This is a genomic window from Lentzea sp. NPDC060358, assembly GCF_042725365.1.
Lineage (GTDB): Bacteria > Actinomycetota > Actinomycetes > Mycobacteriales > Pseudonocardiaceae > Lentzea.
This window is the reverse complement of the sequence record NZ_JBHXCW010000160.1, coordinates 1-18,007: the sequence shown is the minus strand read 5'-3', so window position 1 is coordinate 18,007 and position 18,007 is coordinate 1. Positions and strand designations below refer to the sequence as shown.

20 protein-coding genes are annotated in these 18,007 nt (G+C 71.2%); 16 read left to right on the top strand and 4 right to left on the bottom strand.

Features of this window, described 5'->3' with window-relative positions; genetic code table 11:
- The 6 genes from folE to ACFWGZ_RS28100 form a co-directional block, all read left to right on the top strand.
- On the top strand, nucleotides 1-567 hold a 567-nt coding region (gene folE / locus ACFWGZ_RS28125), incomplete at its 5' end, for a GTP cyclohydrolase I FolE (protein WP_382454588.1).
- 32 nt (nucleotides 568-599) lie between these two features.
- Nucleotides 600-1,385: a dihydropteroate synthase gene (folP, locus tag ACFWGZ_RS28120; protein ID WP_382454591.1), complete on the top strand. Its 786-nt coding sequence runs from the start codon at nucleotides 600-602 to the stop codon at nucleotides 1,383-1,385.
- Entirely contained in the window at nucleotides 1,378-1,773 is a 396-nt protein-coding gene (gene folB, locus ACFWGZ_RS28115) for a dihydroneopterin aldolase (RefSeq protein ID WP_382454587.1), read from the top strand. The genes folP and folB overlap by 8 nt, the downstream gene beginning before the upstream one ends.
- Nucleotides 1,770-2,264 carry a 2-amino-4-hydroxy-6-hydroxymethyldihydropteridine diphosphokinase gene (folK, locus tag ACFWGZ_RS28110; RefSeq protein WP_382454586.1) on the top strand — a complete coding sequence of 165 codons (495 nt, stop codon included), beginning with the start codon at nucleotides 1,770-1,772 and terminating at the stop codon, nucleotides 2,262-2,264. Before folB ends, folK begins: the two co-directional genes overlap by 4 nt.
- The gene (locus ACFWGZ_RS28105) at nucleotides 2,261-2,728 is read left to right on the top strand and encodes a DUF3180 domain-containing protein (RefSeq protein WP_382454585.1); all 468 of its coding nucleotides are present in this window, start codon (nucleotides 2,261-2,263) and stop codon (nucleotides 2,726-2,728) included. Before folK ends, ACFWGZ_RS28105 begins: the two co-directional genes overlap by 4 nt.
- Before the next feature lie 36 nt (nucleotides 2,729-2,764).
- Nucleotides 2,765-4,270 (top strand): DUF6779 domain-containing protein, encoded by a 1,506-nt coding sequence (locus tag ACFWGZ_RS28100; RefSeq protein ID WP_382454584.1) that lies wholly within the window; start codon nucleotides 2,765-2,767, stop codon nucleotides 4,268-4,270.
- Nucleotides 4,271-4,299: 29 nt separating this feature from the next.
- On the opposite strand, the gene ACFWGZ_RS28095 is transcribed toward ACFWGZ_RS28100, so the two are convergent.
- The 3 genes from ACFWGZ_RS28095 to ACFWGZ_RS28085 form a co-directional block, all read right to left on the bottom strand.
- Nucleotides 4,300-5,385 carry an NADH-quinone oxidoreductase subunit D gene (locus ACFWGZ_RS28095; protein ID WP_382454583.1) on the bottom strand — a complete coding sequence of 362 codons (1,086 nt, stop codon included), beginning with the start codon at nucleotides 5,383-5,385 and terminating at the stop codon, nucleotides 4,300-4,302.
- A gap of 928 nt (nucleotides 5,386-6,313) precedes the next feature.
- Nucleotides 6,314-6,661 (bottom strand): DUF1203 domain-containing protein, encoded by a 348-nt coding sequence (locus ACFWGZ_RS28090; protein WP_382454590.1) that lies wholly within the window; start codon nucleotides 6,659-6,661, stop codon nucleotides 6,314-6,316.
- 92 nt (nucleotides 6,662-6,753) lie between these two features.
- Entirely contained in the window at nucleotides 6,754-7,668 is a 915-nt protein-coding gene (locus ACFWGZ_RS28085; RefSeq protein WP_382454582.1) for an SAM-dependent methyltransferase, read from the bottom strand.
- A gap of 28 nt (nucleotides 7,669-7,696) precedes the next feature.
- Between ACFWGZ_RS28085 and ACFWGZ_RS28080 the strand changes: the two genes are divergently transcribed.
- From ACFWGZ_RS28080 to ACFWGZ_RS28060, 5 genes are all read left to right on the top strand, one after another.
- On the top strand, nucleotides 7,697-8,845 hold the full coding sequence (locus tag ACFWGZ_RS28080) for a PrsW family intramembrane metalloprotease (protein ID WP_382454581.1): 1,149 nt from the start codon (nucleotides 7,697-7,699) through the stop codon (nucleotides 8,843-8,845).
- Nucleotides 8,846-8,947: 102 nt separating this feature from the next.
- Nucleotides 8,948-9,838, top strand: coding sequence for a Rossmann-like and DUF2520 domain-containing protein (locus tag ACFWGZ_RS28075; protein ID WP_382454580.1), 891 nt, complete (start codon nucleotides 8,948-8,950; stop codon nucleotides 9,836-9,838).
- A gap of 1 nt (nucleotide 9,839) precedes the next feature.
- On the top strand, nucleotides 9,840-10,730 hold the full coding sequence (panC, locus tag ACFWGZ_RS28070) for a pantoate--beta-alanine ligase (RefSeq protein WP_382454579.1): 891 nt from the start codon (nucleotides 9,840-9,842) through the stop codon (nucleotides 10,728-10,730).
- A 10-nt stretch (nucleotides 10,731-10,740) separates the two neighbouring features.
- A complete protein-coding gene (panD, locus tag ACFWGZ_RS28065) occupies nucleotides 10,741-11,211 on the top strand; it encodes an aspartate 1-decarboxylase (protein WP_382454578.1) in 471 nt (156 codons plus the stop codon).
- 10 nt (nucleotides 11,212-11,221) lie between these two features.
- Nucleotides 11,222-12,019, top strand: coding sequence for a type III pantothenate kinase (locus ACFWGZ_RS28060; protein ID WP_382454577.1), 798 nt, complete (start codon nucleotides 11,222-11,224; stop codon nucleotides 12,017-12,019).
- On the opposite strand, the gene ACFWGZ_RS28055 is transcribed toward ACFWGZ_RS28060, so the two are convergent.
- Entirely contained in the window at nucleotides 12,009-12,764 is a 756-nt protein-coding gene (locus tag ACFWGZ_RS28055; RefSeq protein ID WP_382454576.1) for a class I SAM-dependent methyltransferase, read from the bottom strand. The two genes, ACFWGZ_RS28060 and ACFWGZ_RS28055, sit on opposite strands and share 11 nt — an antisense overlap.
- Before the next feature lie 136 nt (nucleotides 12,765-12,900).
- Here ACFWGZ_RS28055 and lysS point away from each other — a divergent pair, with 136 nt between their 5' ends.
- The 5 genes from lysS (at nucleotide 12,901) to ACFWGZ_RS28030 (ending at nucleotide 17,919) form a co-directional block, all read left to right on the top strand.
- The gene (gene lysS, locus ACFWGZ_RS28050; RefSeq protein WP_382454589.1) at nucleotides 12,901-14,355 is read left to right on the top strand and encodes a lysine--tRNA ligase; all 1,455 of its coding nucleotides are present in this window, start codon (nucleotides 12,901-12,903) and stop codon (nucleotides 14,353-14,355) included.
- Nucleotides 14,356-14,469: 114 nt separating this feature from the next.
- The gene (locus tag ACFWGZ_RS28045; RefSeq protein ID WP_382454575.1) at nucleotides 14,470-14,817 is read left to right on the top strand and encodes an Lsr2 family protein; all 348 of its coding nucleotides are present in this window, start codon (nucleotides 14,470-14,472) and stop codon (nucleotides 14,815-14,817) included.
- Nucleotides 14,818-15,065: 248 nt separating this feature from the next.
- On the top strand, nucleotides 15,066-16,058 hold the full coding sequence (locus ACFWGZ_RS28040; RefSeq protein WP_382454574.1) for a FecCD family ABC transporter permease: 993 nt from the start codon (nucleotides 15,066-15,068) through the stop codon (nucleotides 16,056-16,058).
- A complete protein-coding gene (locus tag ACFWGZ_RS28035; RefSeq protein WP_382454573.1) occupies nucleotides 16,055-17,125 on the top strand; it encodes a FecCD family ABC transporter permease in 1,071 nt (356 codons plus the stop codon). The genes ACFWGZ_RS28040 and ACFWGZ_RS28035 overlap by 4 nt, the downstream gene beginning before the upstream one ends.
- Nucleotides 17,122-17,919, top strand: coding sequence for an ABC transporter ATP-binding protein (locus ACFWGZ_RS28030; RefSeq protein ID WP_382454572.1), 798 nt, complete (start codon nucleotides 17,122-17,124; stop codon nucleotides 17,917-17,919). The genes ACFWGZ_RS28035 and ACFWGZ_RS28030 overlap by 4 nt, the downstream gene beginning before the upstream one ends.
- Nucleotides 17,920-18,007 lie beyond the last annotated feature (88 nt).

Below are 18,007 nucleotides of genomic sequence, written 5' to 3'. Positions count from 1 at the left end.
GACCAGACCCGCGCGGAGGCGGCGGTGCGCGAGCTGCTGATCGCGTGCGGTGAGGACCCGGAGCGCGAGGGCCTGCGCGAGACACCCGCACGGGTGGCGCGGGCCTACCGGGAGTTGTTCGCGGGGCTCTACACCGACGCGGACACCGTGCTCGCGAAGACGTTCGACGAGAGCCACGAGGAGCTGGTCCTCGTCACCGACATCCCGATGTTCAGCTTCTGCGAGCACCACCTGCTGCCGTTCCACGGCGTCGCGCACGTCGGGTACATCCCGAACGAGAAGGGCCGCGTGACGGGGCTGTCGAAGCTCGCGCGGCTCGTCGACCTCTACTCGAAGCGGCCGCAGGTGCAGGAGCGGCTGACGTCGCAGGTCGCCGACGCGCTGGTGCGCAAGCTGGAGCCGCGCGGCGTGATCGTGGTCGTCGAGGCCGAACACCTGTGCATGGGCATGCGCGGGGTGCGCAAGCCCGGTTCGCGCACCACGACCTCGGCGGTGCGCGGGTTGCTGCGCACGTCCGCGTCCACGCGGGCGGAGGCGATCGAGTTGATCAGGGGCCGGACGCGGTGAGCGGTCTGCCCCGTCCCGGCCGGTGCGTCGTGATGGGCGTGCTCAACGTGACGCCCGACTCGTTCTCCGACGGCGGCCGCTACCTCGACCGGCGTGACGCGGTGGCGCACGGCGTCGAGATGCACGGGCACGGCGCCGACGTGGTCGACGTGGGCGGCGAGTCCACGCGACCGGGCGCCGAGCGCGTCGACCCGGCCGAGGAGATCGCCCGCGTGGTGCCGGTGATCCGCGCGCTGGTGGCCGAGGGCGTGCCGGTCAGCGTCGACACGATGCGCGCCGCGGTCGCCGCGGCCGCGCTGGACGCGGGCGCGGCGATCGTCAACGACGTGTCGGGCGGTCTGGCCGACCCGGAGATGGCGAAGGTCGTTGCCGCTGCGGGTGTGCCGTACGTGCTGATGCACTGGCGTGGGCACAGCACGGAGATGGATTCCCTCGCGCGGTACGACGACGTGGTGGTCGACGTGCGTTCGGAGCTGCTGGAGCGCGTGGAGTCGGCGATGGCGGCGGGAGTCGCGGAGTCGTCGATCGTGCTCGACCCCGGTCTGGGCTTCGCGAAGCTCGGCGACCACAACTGGGAACTGCTGCAGCGCTTGGACGAGCTGGTCGAGCTGGGTTTCCCGGTGCTGGTGGGGGCGTCGCGCAAGCGCTTCCTCGGCACGCTGCTCGGCGGCCGTCCACCGGACGGCAGGGAGGACGCGACCGCGGCGGTGTCCGCGCTGGCCGCATTCAACGGGGCTTGGGGTGTGCGGGTGCACGACGTCGACCGGACGCTGGACGCGGTCGCCGTCGCCGGTGCGTGGAGGCGGGGACATGGCTGACCGGATCGCGTTGACGGGCCTGCGGGTGCGCGGCCACCACGGCGTCTTCGAGCACGAGAAGCGCGACGGGCAGGAGTTCGTCGTCGACATCACGCTCTGGCTCGACCTGTCCTCGGCGTCGCGGACGGACGACCTGAGCCAGACCTACCACTACGGCGAGCTCGCCGAGATGGCCGCGGCGATCGTCGGCGGCGAGCCGCACGACCTGATCGAGACCGTCGCCGGGCGCATCGCCGACGAGGCCATGACGGACACGCGCCTGCACGCGGTCGAGGTGACGGTGCACAAGCCGTCCGCGCCGATCCCGCTGACGTTCGACGACGTGTCGGTGACGATCCGCCGCTCGCGCCGGCTGGCAGGGCCGTTGCCCCCCAAGGAATCCCGGTGACCCGCGCGGTCCTGTCGATCGGCTCCAACCTCGGCGACCGCCTGGCGTTCCTGCGGTCCGTCGTGGACGGGTTGCGGCCGCACGTGGTCGCGGTGTCGCCCGTGTACGAAACGGCGGCGTGGGGCGTCGAGGACCAGCCGGACTTCCTGAACGCCGTCGTGGTCGTCGCGGCGGAGGGGATCGACGAGTGGGGCTGGCTGCGGCGCGGCCAGGAGCTGGAGAACGCCGCCGGACGCGTGCGGGAACAGCGCTGGGGACCGCGCACGTTGGACGTGGACGTGGTTTCGGTGGACGGGGTGACCTCGGACCACCCGGAGCTGCTTCTGCCGCATCCTGGGGCGTTTGAGCGCGCGACGGTCCTCGTCCCGTGGCTCGACGTCGAGCCGGACGCGGTGCTGCCCGGCCACGGACCCGTTGCGGCGCTGGAGTTCTCTTCGGACGGTGTGCGCAGGCGCGACGATCTCGTGCTTTCGGGTTGGATGGACTCGTGAGGTTCACCCGCCCCCGCGACCTGGCGGCCGTCGCGATCATCGCCGGCATCCTGGCGCACCTGCTGCTGCGGCTCTCGTACGACACGTTGCCACCGTTGCCCGTCCTGGCCGGATCGACGCTGTTCGTGATCGCCGTCGTCGAGGTCGTGCTCGCGTTCTCCTTGCGCGCCAGGATCGAACGCCGTCAGGGCGCGCGCCCGGTACAGCCGCTGACGGCCGCCCGAGCCGTCGCATTGGCAAAGGCTTCGTCCGTTTTGGGCGCTTTGATGTTCGGGGCCTGGGCCGGGTTGTCGATCTTCGTGATCCCGGTCCGCGACTCGTTCCCCGCCGCCTCGAACGACCTGGTGGCCGCCGTTGTCGGGATGGTCTCCGCGCTACTCCTGACGGCCGCGGCGCTGTGGCTGGAGCACTGCTGCAAGACGCCCAACGAGGGTTCCGGAAACGAGATAGATACCCGGCCGTAGGTCTCAGTCCCATAACTGCGCGGTACCGTAGTGCGCATGACCGGGCGAGGCGCGTCGATCGACGACGAGCAGGAAGATCACGGTCGTGGCTCCGGGCGGTTGCTCTTAGTAGCAGCATTGGCGCTCGCCCTCGTGGCCGCGGCTGTGCTCGTGCTGAGCGACAGCGCCCGAATGCTGCGTCTGGCCGTGGTCGCTGCTCTGTGGGCAGCACTGGTGGGTGCCTTCCTGGCCGCCAGATACCGCCGTCAGGTCACCGAGCGTGACGGCGAGGTGGCCGACCTCCAGTCCGTCTACGAGCTGGAGCTCGAGCGCGAGGTCGCGGCCCGTCGCGAGTACGAGCTGGAGATCGAGTCCGAGACGCGCAAGCGCATCGAGGAGGAGTCCCGCGCGGACATCGAGGCGTTGCGCGCGGACCTGCACGCCCTGCGCGACAACCTGCAGGCGTTGCTGGGCGGCGACGTCCTGGTCGAACGGGTCGCGCTGCGCGCGGAGTCCACCCGCCTGCGCGCCCTCGCCTCGGACGCGTCCCGGCTGACGCCGGGCGCCGAGAAGCGGATCATCAACGCGATCTCCGCGTCGTCGGTGCCGGCGGAGAAGCCGTCCGAGCGCACCGAGCTGATCGAACGCGTCGCCCACGACGCCAAGGTGCAGCCGCCGCGCCGTGAACCGGCCCGCCCCGAACCCGCGCGCCCGGAGCCGACGCGCGCCTCGCCGCGCCCGCAGCCCGCCGTGGTCCGCCGCGAGCCCGTGAAGGCCGCGAAGCAGGAACCGGCCCGCCCGCAGCCCCGCACGTCCGCCGCCGCGGCCGTCTCGGCGCGGCTCGGTGGCGCCAAGCCCGCCCCGGTGCCGCCGCCGACCGTGAAGGCCCCGCCGGCCCAGGCCCAGGTGCAGCGCACGGAACGCGTGCAGCGCCCGCCGGTCCAGCCCCAGGCCAACCGCACCGAGGCGCTGGCGCGCCCGGAGCAGCCGCCGAAGGCGCCCGCCGTCAAACCGGTGGAACCCCGCAAGCCCGAGCAGCCCCGGTCACGCGTCGCCGAGCGGACCGCGATGATCGACCCGAAGTCGTTGCAGCAGACCGGTGGCGGCCGCCGCCGCGCCGACGACCGCTCCGCCGCGCCCGCCGCTCCGGCGCCCGTGCAGGACAGCGGTTCGTGGGAGACGTTGAAGCCGGACAGCCCGGCCGCCCCGGCCCCCGCCGGCCGCAGGCGTTCCGAGGAGCCGGCCCCGTCCCGCCGCACGAAGTCCGAGGACTCCCTGGTGTCGCTGCCGCCCGTCGGCCGCCGCGCCTCCGAGCAGTCCTCGGCCCGCCTGCCGGTGGTCTCGACGGGCCGCCGCTCCGCGGCGGACGAGCCCCCGGTCTCGGGCCGCCGGGTGGCCGAGGACTCCTCGACCCGCCTGCCCGTGGTGTCGCCGGGCACCGGCCGCCGCGCGGCGCAGGACGACCCGTCCGGCGCGCACGCGGACGGCAAGTCGGTGAGCGAACTGCTGGCCTCGCTGGGCGGAGGCGACGCCCCGCGCCGCCGCCGTCGCCGCGACGACTAGCTCCTCGCCGATCGGCTCCTGCCGATCGGCTACTTGTCGATGTCGCCGACGATGACGGCGAACGAGCTGAGCACGCCCGGCAGGTCGTCCACCTTCGTGCCGGGCAGCAACGCCGACAACGCCTGAACGTTGTTGAACGACGGCGTGCGCAACTTCAACCGCCACGGCGTCTTCTCGCCCCGTGACGACAAGTGCACCCCGGACGTGCCCAACGGCGCCTCGACGCGCGTGTAGACCGACCCCTCGGGTGCCTTGATGGCCTTGGGCAGCCGGACGTTCACGGGCCCCTGCGGCAGCTGTTCGAGGCAGGCCCCGGCCAATGCCGTCGACAGCCGGACTTCGCCGAGGAGGCACCGCACCCGTGCCGCGGCATCGCCTTCGGTGCGCACGACCGGTGCGAAGTCGAGGTGCTCGTAGGCCGGCAGCGGATCGTCGCGCCGCAGGTCGAAGTCCACCCCGCTGGCCCGCCCGATCGGCCCGGTGACGCCGTACGCGAGCGCGTCGTCCTCGCCGAGCACGCCGAGCCCTTCGAGCCGGCCGAAGTCGATCTCCAGGGTGTCGGTGTCCACAGTGGACAGGAAGTCGGCGACCCGGTCCACCCAGCCGGCGGGCGCGTCCTCGCGCAGCCCGCCGATCCGGTTGAACATGAAGTGGATCCGCCCGCCCGACGCCTCCTCCATCAGCGCCTGGACGCCTTCGCGGTAGGCGGCGGCGTTGGGCGCCAACGGAGTCAGGAACACCATGTGCGCCATCAGCCGGTTGAGCTCGCACAACAACACGCGCAACCACTGCGCTCGCACCGGCACGTCCATGCCCGTCATGCGCTCGACGGCCAGCGCCACGGCCAGCTCGTTGCAGAAGGCCGACAGCCAGTCGTGGCGGTTGGCCAGCGTCAGCACCTGCCGGTAGTCGCGGACCTCGAAGAGCTTCTCGGCGCCGCGGTGCAGGTGCCCGACGAGCGGCTCGGCCGCGGTGATGACGAGATCGGGCGTGACGGTGAGGCGCAGGCGATACGCGCCGTGGGCCGACGGGTGCAACGGCCCCAGGTCGATCACGCGGTCCACGCCCAGGTACCGGGCGCCTGCCCCGACTCCAACGGTGATCTGCTCGCTCACCGGAGCATGGTTTCACGGGTCGGGGGAGGGGCTGGGACGTGGCGGGGCTCGGGGCGTGGCGGGGTGCGCGGGGGCGGCCGGAGGTGACAGGGGCGACCGGGTGGCGGGAGCGCGGCCGGTGGCGAGGGTGGCGGCCGGGTGAGCCGGTGGAGCGAGTGTCGTGGGCGCGCGGGCCGGTGGAGCGAGGGTGGCGGCTGGGTGAGCTGGTGGAGCGGGGTGGTAGGCGCGTGCCGGTGGGGCGAGTGTGGCGGGCTGGGTGAGCTTGGTGGGGCGCACGGGGTGGCTGGGCGCACGGGGTGGCTGGACGCACGGGGTTGGTGGGGCGAGCTGGCCGGCGGAGTGAGGGGTGGCGGGCTGGACAGGTGGGCGTGGCGGCTGGGGTGAGTGGAGCGGGCACGGGTTCGGCGAGTCGGGGGACACGGCCGACTGGGCGCGGCCAGAAGGGGGTGGCTGGGCGACCAAGATGGGCGGGGCGAGCATGATCAGGCCAGGCTGGCCGGGTTGGGCGAGGGTGGTCGGGCCAGGCTTGCCGGGTGGGCGAGGGTGATCGGGCCAAGCTGGCCGAGGTGGGTGAGGGTGGTCGGGCGAGGCCGGACCGGATGGGCGTGGTGGCAACGGGGGCGATCGGCCGGGGTGGCGCCGGAGCGAGCATGTCGGCGCGGGACTGAGGTCGGCTGCGCCGGGAGAGTGTTGCCAGCACGGGCCTGAGGTCGGGCGGCGTAGTGGAGGATGTCGCCGGAGCGGGTCTGAGGCTGGGCGGCGTCGAAGGTGTCGCCGGAGCGGGCCTGAGGTCCGGCGGGGGGTGAGGGTGTCGTCTGAGCAGGCCCGAGATCCGGCGGTGTCGAGGGTGTTGCCGGACCGGCCCCGAGGTCGGACGGCGGGGAGTGTCGCCGGAGCGGGCGGGCCAGCGGCGCGAGCCCGCCCGCGTTCACGACCTCGTCACCGCGAAGAAGAAGCACCCGTGCGACACGCTGCGCACCTGGATCGACTCGATTGAGGGATTGTTGAACGATTCTTCGATTGCACGATCGAACGATCCGGGTTCCACCACCGCACCGTCCACGATCTGACCTGCGGTGTTGTAGGAACGTAGGATCCGGGGATTGTTCAACAATTCTTCGGGGAGCCGGTCCAGCGCGGGCGACGACGAGCAGTCCACGTGCGTGAACACCGGACCCACCTCGGCGTACGGACCGAGTCCGGACGCGGGCGAGTACCGGAACAACCAGACGGGCTCACCGGGCAGCGACTTCCGCAGGCAGCACCGCAACGGCACGCCGGGCTCGGAAGCCCGGTACTCACGCCCGGGGTCGGAGAACGAGGCATCAGGCGACACGGTGTGAATCAGCACGAAGTAGACGATCGCCGTCACGCCGGAGAAAAGCTGGCGGGATTCGGACGCCAGGGCGGCAACGAGGGCAGCAGGTCGGCGACGGCCACCGAGCACCCGTGCAGCAGCCACCCGAACCCGCCCAGCCCGCCGGGATCACGCAGCTCGGCGATCCGCCCGGCCCGAGCCGCGGACTCCAGCCAGTCCCACCCGCTGCCACCGACCGACGCGCTCAACCCCAGCGCCGCCAACGCGTCCCGCTGCGACACCAGCACGTGCTCCCCGCCGGCCGCCGCGGCACAGGCGTCCAGCGCGACGTGCGCGGTGATGTCGCACGACCCGTCGAACACGGGCGGCACCTGGCGCCCCTCCCGGTACCCGGTCAGCGTGAACCGCCGCGACGACACCAGGTGCCCGTAGTCGATCGCCAGGGCCGCCCCGCGCACCGAGGCCACCGCGGCGGCCCAGGCGGCGTCCCTGGACGCCCCCACCTCGGCCTGTGCCCCGTCAGCCAGCGAAGGCCACCACCGCGCGATCCACGGGTCCGAGGACGGACCGGTGACCACCGGACAGGGGATCGAGTCGAGCCATTCGTGCCCGACCAGCAACCCGGTGCAGGCGGGGATCGACGAGGTCCACCGGACACCGGGCAACGGCACGGGCGGTCCGAGCTCGACCGCCGTCACGCGCAACCGCGCACCCAGCGACCCCGAAGCCAGCGAACGCACCGCGAAAGCCAGCTCCCCGCCGCCCGCACCGACGTCCACGAAGTCCACGACCGGGGGAAATCCCAGGGCCGCGTCCACTCGCGACAGCAGCTCGACGAGCGCGGCGGCCAGCTCCGGACCGACCAGCGGAGACGTCCGGAAGTGCGAGAACGGCTTCTCGCCGCGGGCGAAGAAGCCGCCGGGGCCGTACAGCGCGGCGTGCCAAGCGGCTTCCCAGTCGAACACCGGACAAGTGTGCATCTAAGGTCATTTCGTGACCGACGCCGACCTCACGCCGACGCCGACGCCGAAGAAGCGCATCGAGCAGCGCCGCTGGACCGTCCTGTTCCCCGTCGTGGCCCTCATCGCGCTGGCCGCGGCCGGGCTGGTGCTGTTCGCGCTCGGCACGTCCAGCATCGGCATCGGGCCGCTGCTCGTGGGCGCCGCCGCGGCGCTGATCCCCGTCGCGTTCGTCGTGAGCGCGTTCCTGTGGATCGACCGGTGGGAGCCGGAACCGGCGAAGATGCTGCTCTTCGCGTTCGTCTGGGGTGCGTGCGGGGCGACGATCAGCTCGCTCGCGTTCAACCAGACCAGCCGCGTGCTCGGGGACCTGCTGACCAACGACGGCACGACGTTCACCGCCGTCGTCGGGGCGCCGATCGTCGAGGAGGCCACCAAGGCGGTGTTCCTCATCGCGGTGTTCGCGCGGCGGCGGCACGAGTTCGACGGCGTCGTCGACGGCATGGTCTACGCGGGCATCACGGCCGCGGGCTTCGCGTTCACCGAGAACATCTGGTACTTCGGCCGGGTCTTCCTCGAGGACGGGCTCGGCAACATGGGTGGCGGGGTGGTTGCGCTGTTCGTGCTGCGCGGGGTGCTGTCGCCGTTCGCGCACCCGCTGTTCACGGCCATGACGGGCATCGGCGTCGGCATCGCGGCCAGCACCAGCCACGCCACGACCCGCGTGCTCGCGCCGATCGGCGGGTACCTCACCGCGGTCGGGCTGCACTCGCTGTGGAACTTCTCCACGACCGTCGGCACCGGGTCCGACTTCATCAACCTGTACTTCCTGATCATGGTGCCGGTGTTCGCGGGCGCCGTCGCGATCGTGGTGTGGCAGCGGCGCCGGGAGCAGCGGATCGTGGCGGGGCAGCTCGCCGCGATGGCGCAGAACCGGTGGATCGCCAACAGCGAGGTGGCCCTGCTGGCGAGCCTCAACGGCCGGCGGAACTGGCTGCGGGCGGTCAAGCGCAAGTCCGGCGAGGGCGCGGTCAAGTCGGTGAAGGCCTACCAGATCGCGGTCACCGAACTGGCGTTCCTGCGCCACCGCATCGAGCAGGGAACGGCCGGCCAGAGCGCGGAGCAGCGCCACGGGGTCCTGCTCGACACGCTGCACGCCACCAGGGCCGCCGCCCGCCGGTGAGTCCGGTCACCGAGCGGGGAAACGCCGGGAACAGCGGATTACCCTCGGCGGCGTCGTCCGGTACCCGCACCCGGGACTGGAACGTCAGAAGGAGTTAGTCGCATGGACGCGACCCCACGTCCGGCCAGGCTCGCTGTCGGTGTCATCTCGGCAGGCCGGGTCGGCTCGGCGCTGGGCGCCGCGCTGGCCAGAGCGGGCCACGTGGTCGCCGGCACGTCCGCCGTCTCCAGGGCCTCCCGCGACCGCGCGGAGGAGCTGCTGCCCGGCGTCCCCGTCGAGGACCCCACCGAGGTCGCGCGGCGCGCCGACCTCGTGCTGCTGGCCGTCCCCGACGACGAGCTGGAAGGCCTGGTCAAGGGCCTCGTCGCCACCGGGTCGCTGCGGGCGGGCCAGATCGTCGTGCACACCAGCGGTGCCCAGGGCGTGCGCGTCCTCGCCCCCGCCGCCGAGCTCGGCGCCCTCACGCTCGCGCTGCACCCCGTCATGACCTTCACCGGCCGCGAGGAGGACCTGCAGCGGATGCGCGCCGCGTGCGTCGGCGTCACGGCCGCGGACGGCGACGAGGTCGCCTGGAGCGTCGGCGAGGCGCTGGTCGTGGAGATGGACGCGGAACCGGTCCGGGTGCCCGAGTCCGTCCGCCCGCTCTACCACGCGGCCCTGGCCCACGGCGCCAACCACCTGATCACGCTGGTCCGCGACGCGGCCGACCTGCTCTCCGGCGCGGGCGTGGCCAACGCCGAACGCCTGCTCGGCCCGCTGCTGTCCGCCGCGCTCGACAACTCCCTGCGCCACGGCGACAGGGCCCTCACCGGTCCGGTCGCCCGCGGCGACACCGGTACCTTGCGCAAGCACCTCGACGTGCTCTCGCACGAGGCACCCGAGACCCTTCCCAGCTACCGCGTGCTCGCCCGCCGCACCGCCGACCGGGCCGAGCGCTCCGGGCTGCTCAAGCCCGACGCCGCCGACGACGTTCGCACCACTCTCGAGGACTGACGTGACCAAGCCACTGACCAAGGACGACTACCGCCCGGACGACGTCACGGTGCACCGCGACCCGCAGCGGCTCAACCGGGTCGTCCGAGCCCTGCGCAACGCCGGCCGCAACGTCGCGCTCGTGCCCACGATGGGCGCGCTGCACGCGGGCCACCGGCAGCTGATCCGCGAGGCGCAGGTCATGCAGAACACGGTGGTCGTCGTGTCGATCTTCGTGAACCCGCTGCAGTTCGGGCCGAACGAGGACCTCGCGAAGTACCCGCGCCAGTTCGAGGCCGACCTCGACATCTGCCGCGAGGAGCGCGTGGGCCTGGTCTTCGCGCCGTCCGCGGAGGACATGTACCCGGAGGGTGCCCAGGTCACCGTCCACCCCGGCCCGCTGGGCGACGAGCTTGAGGGCGCGGTCCGCCCCGGCCACTTCGGGGGCGTGCTGACCGTCGTGTCGAAGCTGTTCAACATCGTGCAGCCCACCTACGCGGTGTTCGGGCAGAAGGACTACCAGCAGCTCCAGCTCATCCACAGGATGGCGCGCGACCTCAACTTCCCGCTGGACGTCGTCGGCGTGCCGACCGTCCGCGAGCACGACGGCCTCGCGCTGTCGTCGCGCAACGCCTACCTGTCCGAGGAGCAGCGCCACCACGCCGTGACGCTGTCCGCCGCCCTCACCGCGGGCGCCCACGTCAGCTCGCAGGGCGCCGACGCGGTGCTCAAGGCCGCGCACGACGTGCTGGCGCAGGTGCCCGAGGTCGAGCTCGACTACCTGGAGCTGCGCGGGGTCGACCTCGGTCCCGCGCCGGAGAACGGCGACGCCCGGCTGCTGGTCGCGGCCCGCGTCGGTGCCACCCGCCTGATCGACAACATCGCGGTGTTGCTCGGCGAAGGCGACGAGTAGGGGGAGTGCCATGTTCCGCACGATGCTGAAGTCCAAGATCCACCGTGCCACCGTGACGCAGGCCGACCTGCACTACGTCGGCTCGGTGACGGTGGACGAGAACCTGATGGAGGCCGCCGACCTGCTGGCGGGTGAACAGGTCGCCATCGTCGACGTCACCAACGGCGCGCGCCTGGAGACCTACGTCATCCCCGGTGAGCGCGGCACGGGCGTGCTGGGCATCAACGGCGCGGCGGCGCACCTCGTGCACCCCGGCGACATCGTGATCCTCATCGCGTACGGGCAGATGGACGACGCCGAGTCGCGCACCTACAGGCCGCGGGTCGTGTTCGTGGACGCGAACAACAAGGTCGCCGACCTCGGCTCCGACCCCGCGCACGCGCCGGAGGGCTCCGGTCTGGTGAACGGCTCCACGAGCGGACTCTCTTCTGAGACCGTTGAGGCGACCGCGCTGGACGCGTTGATCAAAACCGAGAACTGAGGAACCACACGTGCTGCTCGCCATCGACGTCGGCAACACCAACATCGTGCTCGGTCTGTACGACGGGGTCGGCGACTCGGCCCCGCTCGTGCGCGACTGGCGGATGCGCACCGACGCCAGGATGACCGCCGACGAGCTCGCGCTGACCATGCGCGGCCTGCTCGGCGAGTACGCCGACAAGATCACCGGCATCTCCGCGCTGTCCACCGTGCCCGCGGTGCTGCGCGAGCTGCGGGTGATGCTCGGCCGCTACTACGACGCCGTGCCGAAGGTGCTGGTCGAGCCGGGCGTGAAGACCGGTGTCCCGCTGCTCGTCGACAACCCGAAGGAGGTGGGCTCGGACCGCGTGATCAACACGCTGGCCGCGCACCACCTCTACTCGACCTCGTGCATCGTGGTCGACTTCGGCACGTCCACGAACCTCGACGTGATCTCCTCGCGCGGCGAGTTCCTCGGCGGCGCGCTGGCGCCCGGCATCGAGATCTCGGTCGACGCGCTGGCGTCGCGTGCCGCCCAGCTGCGCAAGGTCGAGCTGGTCAGGCCGCGCAACGTGATCGGCAAGAACACCGTGGAGTGCCTGCAGTCCGGCATCGTCTACGGGTTCGTCGGCCAGGTGGACGGGCTGGTCCGCAAGATCACCGAGGAGCTCCAGCAGAGCGACCCCGGTCCCGTGACGGTGATCGCCACGGGCGGGCTCGCCCCGCTGGTCGTCTCCGAGTCCTCGACGATCGCGCACCACGTGCCCGACCTGACCCTGCTGGGGTTGCGCATGGTCTTCGAGCGCAACATGCCCGCGGTCACCCGCTGACGGTCACCATTCGCGTCACGTCCGTGCGCAGGGGGGCGTCGAACGGCCCGTTCGACGTCTCCGGGCGGGCACGCAGGAACGCGAGCAGCTTCTCGGTGACCGCGGCGCGCTCCTCGTCGTCGATGACGAGCATCCGCGAGTGGGTGTTGATCGTGGCGACCATGTCCTCGGGCGACTCCCTGCGGTGCGCGTGCGGGAACGCCCGCCGCTCGACGGGCCCGAACAGCTCGTGCGGCCGCACGCAGGTCGGAGCCTCGCGCCGGCTCTCGACGCTCGTGCCGGAGATCCGCTCGAGCCCGGCGACCCACTCGACGCCGGTGTCCGGCTCGTTCCACAGCGCCGCCAGGACACCGCCCGGCTTGAGCACGCGCGCGATCTCCGGCATCGCCTTCTCCTGGTCGAACCAGTGGAACGCGGTGCCGACGAAGACGGCGTCGATGGTGTTGTCGGGGACGGGGACGTGTTCGGCGTGCCCCGGCAGCGCGCGCACGTCGCGGACGCGGCGCACCAGCTCGGAAAGCATCTGCTCATTCGGCTCCACGGCGGTGACGCGATGTCCTTCCGCGCACAGCCCCGCGGTCAGCTTGCCGGTGCCGGCGGCCAGGTCGAGCACGTCCAGCGGCTCGTCCGCGCCCAGGGGCTCCAGCGCCCACCGGATCGCCGCCACGGGATAGTCAGGCCGGTGTTCGGCGTAGGCCTCGGCCTGCGCACCGAACGAGTCCGCTCGCCTCGCGTGTAGATCCATCCGTCCAACTTAGGGCGTCCCGAATTCGCCGGGGTATCCGGTTCGCTTCCCCTCCGAGCACTTCCGTACCCTTCTCGGCGTGAGTGAGCAGCCGAAGCAAAGCCCTGTGACCAGCGAAGAAGACCTGCCAGAGCAGATGCGCGTGCGCCGGGAGAAGCGTGCGCGGCTGCTCGCTTCCGGCAAGGAGCCGTATCCCGTCGAAGTCGCGCGCACCCACACGCTGCGCGAGATCCGCGAAGCGCACCCCGAACTCGAGCCCGACACGCAGACCGGCGAGGTCGTCGGCGTGACCGGCCGGGTCATGTTCCTGCGCAACACCGGGAAGCTCTGCTTCGCGACGCTGCGCGAAGGCGACGGCACCGAACTCCAGGCGATGCTGAGCCTCGCCGGAGTGGGTGAAGAAGCGCTTTCCGAGTGGAAGACCGACGTCGACCTCGGCGACCACGTTTTCGTGCACGGCGAGGTCATCAGCTCGCGCCGCGGAGAACTTTCCGTGATGGCCGACGGATGGCAGCTGACGTCGAAGTCGCTGCGCCCGTTGCCGGTCGCGCACAAGGAACTCGGCGAGGAAACCCGCATTCGCCAGCGATACGTCGACCTGATCCTGCGGCCGACCGCGCGCGACACTGTTCGGACCCGAGCGAACGTGGTTCGTTCTCTGCGCGACTCGTTCCACCGCCGTGGATTCCTCGAAGTCGAGACGCCGATGTTGCAGACGCTGCAGGGAGGTGCGAGCGCGCGTCCGTTCATCACGCACTCGAACGCGCTCGACATCGACCTGTTCCTGCGCATCGCGCCGGAGCTGTACTTGAAGCGCTGCGTCGTCGGCGGCATCGAGAAGGTCTTCGAGATCAACCGCAACTTCCGCAACGAAGGTGTGGACTCGTCTCATTCGCCCGAGTTTTCGATGTTGGAGTACTACGAGGCCTACGCCACGTACGACTCGAACGCCGTACTCACGCGTGAGCTCATCCAGGAAGCCGCGGAAGCGGTGACGGGTTCTCAGATCGTCACGTTGGCGGACGGCAGCGAGTACGACCTCTCCGGTGAATGGACGACGCTCAGCATCTACGAGTCGTTGTCCGGAGCGGTTGGTGAGGAAATCACCCCCGAGACGCCGGCCGAGGTCCTGCGCAAGCTTTGTGACCGCCACGAACTGGAGGTCAACCCGAAGTTCGGGCACGGCAAGCTCGTCGAGGAGCTGTGGGAGCACCTGGTGTGCGGCACGCTCCACGAGCCGACGTTCGTGCGCGACTACCCGGTGGAGACGTCCCCGCTGACCAGGCAACACCGCACCAAGCCGGGTGTCGCCGAAAAGTGGGACCTCTACGTCCGCGGATTCGAACTGGGAACGGGTTACTCCGAACTGGTGGACCCCGTGATCGAGCGGGAACGGCTCGAAGCGCAGGCCCGTCTTGCCGCGGCCGGCGACCACGAGGCGATGCCGATCGACGAAGACTTTCTGCGATCACTGGAGTACGGAATGCCACCGAGTGGTGGCGTCGGAATGGGTATCGATCGCCTCCTGATGGCCCTCACGGGTCTGGGTATCCGGGAGACCATCTTGTTCCCGCTCGTTCGCCCTGAATGAGTAACTTTCCGGATGTCGATAGGTGCAATGCGGCACCCGTGCGCTAACCTGCCCGGCAGAAGGCTTTAGTTGGCGACGCGGGTGACCGCGCATTCGGGGTCCTGGAGGATACGCATGGCGCAGAAGGTCACCGTGACCCTGGTCGACGATCTGGACGGTTCCACCGCTGAGGAGACCGTCGAGTTCGGACTGGATGGTGTCGCCTACACGATCGACCTTTCCTCGGGTAATGCGGGCAAACTCCGCGACGCGTTGGCCGACTTCGTCGGAGGTGCACGTCGTGCGGGTGGCCGCAAGCGCATCGGCCCCGGTCGTCCGGCCGGTGTGAAGGCGCGTCCGGCATCGGCGGACCGCGAGCAGAACCAGGCCATTCGCGAGTGGGCGCGCAAGCAGGGCATGAAGGTGTCCGACCGGGGTCGCATCCCGGCCGAGGTGCTCGACGCCTACCACCAGCAGGGCTGAAATTCGCTGAATCACGAAGGGGTTCCGGGGAATCGTCCCCGGAACCCCTTCGTGTTATTCGAGTGACCGCCCGACCACAAGCACGTGAATCGAGTCGGTCCAAACGACATCGGTGCGTCGATGAATATCGAGAGCTGATCTTGTTGACGTGTTCCGCGCTGTGATCGGCGCCGCGCGGTCGCCCGCCGCCCGGCCGCGACGCTTCGGTTAGGCTCACCTGACTTCGTCGCAGCTAGGAGGGGTGGGCCTTGGGTCGCAAGTCGTTCGGCCTGCTCTTCCTGCTGGCCGTGCTGGTCGTCGTGGCGCTGGCGAGCATCGCGATCGGGTCCAAGGAGATCGCGCTCTCCGCCGTCTGGCACGGCCTGTTCACCCCGACCGGCGTCGAGGACGACGTGGTGATCCGCGAGCTGCGGGTCCCGCGGACGTTGATCGGCATCGCGGTCGGCATCGCGCTGGGCGTCGGCGGCGCCCTCATGCAGGGCCACACGCGCAACCCGCTCGCTGACCCCGGCATCCTCGGCGTCACGCACGGCGCGGCGCTCGCGGTCGTGCTCTCCATCTTCCTGCTCGGCGTGAACTCGCTGGTCGGCTACATCTGGTTCGCCTTCGCGGGCGCGATGATCGCGAGCGTCGTGGTGTTCCTGCTCGGGTCGGCGGGCCGCGGTGGCTCGTCGCCGGTGACCCTGGCGCTGGCCGGTGCCGCCGTCTCCGCGCTGATGAACGGCCTGGTGTCCGCGATCGTCCTGCTCGACCAGCAGTCGCTCGACGCGTTCCGGTTCTGGCAGGTCGGCGGCATCGGCGGCCGCGACCTGGCGGTCCTCTGGCAGGTGCTGCCGTTCCTCTTCGTCGGCCTGGTCGTGGCGGCGTTCAACGCGCCGGGCCTCAACGCGCTGTCGCTGGGCGAGGACGTGGCCACGTCGCTGGGCGTGCGCGTCCGGACGACCCGGTCGCTCGGCATCTTCGCCATCACGCTGCTGGTGGGCGGCGCCGTCGCGGCGTGCGGGCCCATCGGGTTCATCGGCCTGGTGGTGCCGCACGTGGCGCGCGCGTTCACCGGCCCGGACTACCGCTGGCTGCTGCCGTTCTCGGCTCTCGTCGGCGCGATCCTGCTGCTGTTCGCGGACATCGTCGGCCGCGTGGTCGCCCGCCCGTCGGAAGTGGAGGTCGGCGTGATGCTGGCGCTGATCGGCGCGCCGTTCTTCATCTACCTCGTGCGCCGCAAGAAGCTGGTGAAGATTTGACCGCGCTCAAGACGGCTCCCCGGCCTGCCCTGCGGGTCGGCGCCACCTCGTTCCGGCTGAGGCCGCGGCCGCTGCTGGTCGTGGCGATCGCGCTGGTCGTGCTGGCCGCGGTGTTCGTCGTCGACATCATGATCGGCGACTTCCCGCTGACCGCGGGACGGGTCGTCGACACGCTGCTCGGCGGTGGCTCGCGCCGCGACCAGTTCGTGGTCACGGAGCTGCGGATGCCCCGCGCGCTGACCGGCCTGCTCGTCGGCGGTGCGCTCGGGTTGTCCGGGGCGATCTTCCAGGCGATCGTGCGCAACCCGCTGGCCTCGCCGGACATCCTCGGCGTGACCTGGGGAGCCGGTGCCGGCGCCGTCTCGGTGATCACGTTCGGCGGGTCGCTGGGCGTGGTGACCGGGTCCGCGGCCTCGATCGGCCTGCCGCTGGCCGGTCTCGCCGGTGGCCTGACCGCCGGTTTGCTCGTCTACGCGCTGGCGTGGCGGCAGGGCATCGAGGGCTTCCGGATGGTGCTGGTCGGCATCGGCATCACCGCCGTGGCCGGCAACTTCACGCACTACCTGCTGACCGTCGGCGATGTGCTGGACGCCGGGCGGGCGATGGTGTGGATCACCGGCTCGCTGAACGGCCGCGGCTGGGAGCACGTCGTGCCCGTCGCGCTGGCGCTGGCGGTGCTGATCCCGGTCGCTTTGATCGGCGGGCACGTGCTCGGCGCGCTGCAGTTCGACGACCAGACCTCGCGCGGGCTCGGGGTGCGGGTGAACCGGGCGCGGTCGCTGCTGATCGTGGTGGCGATCGTGCTGGCCTCCGTCGCCACGGCCGCCGCCGGGCCGATCGCGTTCGTCGCGCTCGCCACGCCGCAGATCGCGCTGCGCCTCGCCGGGACCGCCCAGCCGCCGCTGTTCGGGTCCGTGGTGGTCGGCGGGGTGCTGGTCATGGTGTCCGACCTCGTCGCGCGGACCATCTACCGCATCGAGCTGCCGGTCGGCGTGGTGACCGCCGTGCTCGGGGCGCCCTATCTGATGTACCTGCTTGTTCGGAGTCGCCGGGAGGCGCGGGTATGAGTGTGCGTCTTGAGGCTTCGTCGTTGTCCGTGGGGTACGGCGAGCGGCTGGTCGTCGACACGCTCGACCTGTCCGTGGTCGGGGGGACCGTCACGGCCGTCATCGGGCCCAACGGGTGCGGGAAGTCGACCCTGCTGAAGGCTCTCGGGCGGTTGCTGCCGGCCCGGTCCGGGGCCGTTCTGCTGGACGGCAAGGCGATCGACCGGCTGCCCTCCCGGGAGGTGGCTCGGGTCCTCGGGATGTTGCCGCAGTCGCCTTCCGCGCCCGAGGGGCTGACGGTGGCTGACCTGGTTGCTCGGGGGCGGCATCCGCACCAGGCCTGGTACCGGCAGTGGTCCTCCGAGGACGCCGAGGCCGTGGACGCTGCTCTGGCGATGACCGGGATTTCCGATCTTGCCGAGCGGACCGTCGACGAACTGTCCGGTGGGCAGCGGCAGCGGGCGTGGATCTCGATGGCTTTGGCCCAGGGGACCGATTTGCTGCTGCTGGACGAGCCGACCACCTACCTGGATCTCGCTCATCAGATCGACGTGCTGGATTTGGTGCAGGAGCTGCATTCCTCGCTCGGCCGGACCGTGGTGATGGTGTTGCACGACCTGAACCTGGCTGCCCGGTACGCGGATCACGTCGTCGCCATGCGGGACGGGCGGGTCGTCGCTCAGGGGACTCCTGGTGAGGTGTTGACCGAGGCCCTGTTGCTGGATGTTTTCGGGTTGGATGCCCGGGTTGTGGAGGATCCGGTTGCCGGGACTCCGCTGGTGGTTCCCGTCGGGTCTCGGCATCGTGCGTCTTAGCCGTTTTTCCTGGCTTTCTTGGGACCGTTCCTGTTGCGTGCTTCCACCTGGGGGCGCTGCCCCCAGACCCCCGGCAATCTGATCGGGG